Genomic DNA, 3,186 nt, shown 5'->3' on the forward strand with positions numbered 1-3,186 from the left:
CAACACCCAGGGCGGCACCCAGGGAGGCGGCACCGGCAACACCCAGGGCGGCACCCAGGGAGGCGGCACCGGCAACACCCAGGGCGGCACCCAGGGCGGCGGCACCGGCAACACCCAGGGCGGCACCCAGGGCTGATCAGCAGCTGAGTTCATCACCTCGCAGAGACAACCTCTGCGGGGTGATGGCGCGTTCTGGACCGCCTCGTGCTGTCACGAGATGGCCTGTCGGACAGGTGATCAGCCAAGCAGAAAGTGCCTCTGACGCGTCAATAGGTGCAGGTCAGGAGTGGTTTAGGGCATGGCTGGGCGCCCGGTGGCTGTGGAAGGCTGCCGGGCGTTCGGCGGTGGGGGCAGGCTGCGACCTCGATCGGGTTGCGGGTGACGGTGCAGCCGAGCTGGTTGAGGGCGGTGCGCGCGGCCGGGTGGCGCGTTCGGGGTCGCGCTGGGTGACGTAGCAACCGCCGAGCTGTCGAGCGTCGGCGTGCCGGGCGTCCGCCGCGAGTCCGGCAGCGACCGCCCCGCACAGCAGTGCCGGAGGGGACGATGACCGCCGGCCCGGCGGTCTCAGCCTGCTCGCCATGCCCTGCGCAGTACTGGAGGAGCAGGCGGCTCCGCGGGATCGAGGTTCCTTCGTCTCATTCGCCGGGCGTGTGGGGTCGCAAGACCTCACGGGCCAGCGTCTCTGCTCGCTCCGCGTTGGACATGACGTGAGACTGCTTCCTGGGCCACCACGTCAGTTCCACGAGAAAGAACGCGACCACCAGCCACGACACCAGTGCGTCCCGGGTCGATCCCGTGAACGTGTCGCTCAGCGCGAGGGCCACAGCCAGTCCGGCGAAGAGCAGGACCACCCAGCGGAAAACTCGATCTTGTTCTCGGGCTGTCCGCAGCGCGCCGGCGTAGTCGATGACGGCGGGCGCCAGTCGGGCATCACCGATGCCCTCACCACGTCGGGTGGCACGGACTACCGCCATCCGGTCGGCGGAGTCCAGGTCCCTGGCTCCGGGCCAGGCCCGGCTCATCCGACGGGCCACCCTGATTCCGTAGAAGGGGCTGAGGAACAGGGCCGCCAGAGCCGCACCCACCCACGATCCCGACTCGGCGAGCACGAAGGCACCGAAGAAGAGACCGGCCGCAAGGCCGATGCTCACGGCCCGGCGAACCGTGCCGCCGCGCCATGCCCAGCCCGGGACAACCACCACAGGATCATGCTGGCAGGCATCGGCAGGGGGAGCAATCAGCCAGACCGGCGCCGCCGGCGGGCGCACGGAGGATCACGCGGCAATCTCCCCACAGCTTGGCGGGATGTCCGCACAGCGGGAGCCGTGTTCCAGCAAGTCAGCACAGGTCGCCGGTTCACCAGGTCGAGCGGAACCCGCCGTCGCGGCGCTGCACGATCTCCACGGTGATGCCTGTGGCCTCCCGGGCCCCGGTGTGGACGTCGGCGCCGCGGTAGCCCTGGTCCGCCCACACGTGCCGCAGGCGCGGAAGGGCACCGGCGGCCCGGGCGAACAGCACCACGGCGCCATCGCGGTCGCCAAGGCAGGCCGGGCTCACGCAGGTGACCAGGGCGGTGGCGCGGGTATCGACGAGCAGGTGGCGCTTGGTGCCGCCGGCCTTCTTGCCGCCGTCATGGCCGTGCAGGCCACCGCGTTCACTGGCCCGGACGATGTGGCTGTCCACCATGGGCGGCACGGGGCGTGGGGTCCCGGCCGGGCTGCACGCGCTCGCGTTCGCGCAGCGCCGTCGGCATCCGCTCCCCCACGGCTTCCTTCTGCCACCTGCGCCAGGAGTGGTGGGCCGTCTGCCACGGCGGCAGGGCATGCGGCAGCAGTCTCCAGGCACAGCCGGCGCGCAGCCAGTACGCCGGCGCGTTGAGGATCTCCCGCCGGGTGTGTTGCGCCGGCCGTCCACCGGGCTTGACCGCCAAGACCAGCGGACGGAGGATCTCCCCCTCCGGATCGGACAGATCCGTCGAGTAGCGGGTACGCCGCCCGCACCCCAGCCCCCGAACGTGCGCCACCACCCCGCTGCCGGGCAACGTGCCGGGCAACACCGACACCGCGTGGCGGACGCCGTGGCTCCCTATCGCTGGTCGGCGGGAAGGAGAGCCGAGGGAGGATATCGCCGGCATCCCGTTTGTCAAGCCCCGAATCTCCGTCGCTTTCTCTCCGTGTCAAAAACCAGCAATCTGGTTGCAGGTAAAGCGCTCGGCCGTCATACGGAACTGAGACACCCGGCAAGTCGAAACCCCGGCTTGCGGTGAATTTCAGAATCTGGGCCGATTATTCGAGGGAGATTTACATGATGAGGAAGAAGCGCATTGCGCATATCGCCGGTCTGTCCTGCGCCGCTGCGATGCTCGCGGGAACGGCGGGGGTGGCGGTCGCCCAGACCTCCCAGACCTCCCAGGCTTCCGCTGCTCCGATCGCAGCCCCTGCCGCGGCATGCAGCCTGAAAAATGGGGTGATAAGTGGTAACGGCTTCGCTCCTCATCAGTCATATGACGTCACGCGTAACGGCAAAACCATTTCTGGTGTCTCTGCCGGATCGAAGGGCGACGTCAAGGTCGGCATTGCCGGCGGTGGTCCGGTTTCTGTAGGCACTGTTCAGTGCGCGTCTTCGGGATCGGCCTCGGGCTCGGCGCCGGGATCGGCCTCGGGCTCGGCGCCGGGATCGGCCTCGGGCTCGGCGCCGGGAACAGCCGGGGGCTCGGCGCCGGGAACAGCCTCGGGCTCAACGGCATCTGACGCCGCAGCAGCAACGGCAAGGGGGACAGCTGCGGCACAGCAGGCGGCGCGCGGTGGCGCTTCCGAGGCGCAGGCAGCCACGATAGGGCGACAGGCGGCGAAAGCAGAAGCGCAAAGGCTCGGGTTGCCGCCCTCTGTAGTGAACCAGGTAACGAACAATGTGACAAACATTGTCAACAACACGATAAATGGTGGTCAGGGCAACACTATTGGTGGCACTCAGATCGGCGGCCAAGGCAATACGCAGGGCGGTACCCAGGGCAGTGGCTCCGGGAACACGCAGGGCGGTACCCAGGGCGGTGGCACCGGGAACACGCAGGGCGGTACCCAGGGCGGTGGCACCGGGAACACGCAGGGCGGTACCCAGGGCGGTGGCACCGGGAACACCCAGGGCGGTACCCAGGGAGGCGGCACCGGGAACACCCAGGGCGGTACC

5 protein-coding genes are annotated in these 3,186 nt (G+C 69.3%); 2 read left to right on the forward strand and 3 right to left on the reverse strand.

Annotation, left to right across the window (positions count from 1 at the left end; translation table 11 throughout):
* Positions 1–635: 635 nt before the first annotated feature.
* From ACFY0T_RS47115 to ACFY0T_RS47125, 3 genes are all read right to left on the reverse strand, one after another.
* Entirely contained in the window at positions 636–1,151 is a 516-nt protein-coding gene (locus ACFY0T_RS47115; protein WP_388884733.1) for a hypothetical protein, read from the reverse strand.
* Positions 1,152–1,356: 205 nt separating this feature from the next.
* Entirely contained in the window at positions 1,357–1,686 is a 330-nt protein-coding gene (locus tag ACFY0T_RS47120; RefSeq protein WP_388884734.1) for a transposase, read from the reverse strand.
* The gene (locus ACFY0T_RS47125; protein WP_388884735.1) at positions 1,655–2,053 is read right to left on the reverse strand and encodes a transposase; all 399 of its coding nucleotides are present in this window, start codon (positions 2,051–2,053) and stop codon (positions 1,655–1,657) included. Before ACFY0T_RS47125 ends, ACFY0T_RS47120 begins: the two co-directional genes overlap by 32 nt.
* Positions 2,054–2,612: 559 nt before the next feature.
* On the opposite strand from ACFY0T_RS47125, the gene ACFY0T_RS47130 reads away from it, so the two are divergent.
* Together ACFY0T_RS47130 and ACFY0T_RS47135 are read left to right on the forward strand one after the other, a co-directional pair.
* Positions 2,613–2,750: a hypothetical protein gene (locus ACFY0T_RS47130; protein WP_388884736.1), complete on the forward strand. Its 138-nt coding sequence runs from the start codon at positions 2,613–2,615 to the stop codon at positions 2,748–2,750.
* Positions 2,751–2,910: 160 nt separating this feature from the next.
* Positions 2,911–3,186, forward strand: a 276-nt coding sequence (locus ACFY0T_RS47135; RefSeq protein ID WP_388884737.1) for a hypothetical protein, incomplete at its 3' end; no start/stop codon positions are given.

Origin of the sequence: Streptomyces sp. NPDC001530, assembly GCF_042894545.1 — a bacterium.
Taxonomy (GTDB): Bacteria; Actinomycetota; Actinomycetes; order Streptomycetales; family Streptomycetaceae; genus Streptomyces.

Excerpts from the sequence above, each read along its gene's own strand:
- ACFY0T_RS47120 (WP_388884734.1), bottom strand. The coding sequence starts at position 1,686 with ATGGTGGACAGCCACATCGTCCGGGCCAGTGAACGCGGTGGCCTGCAC.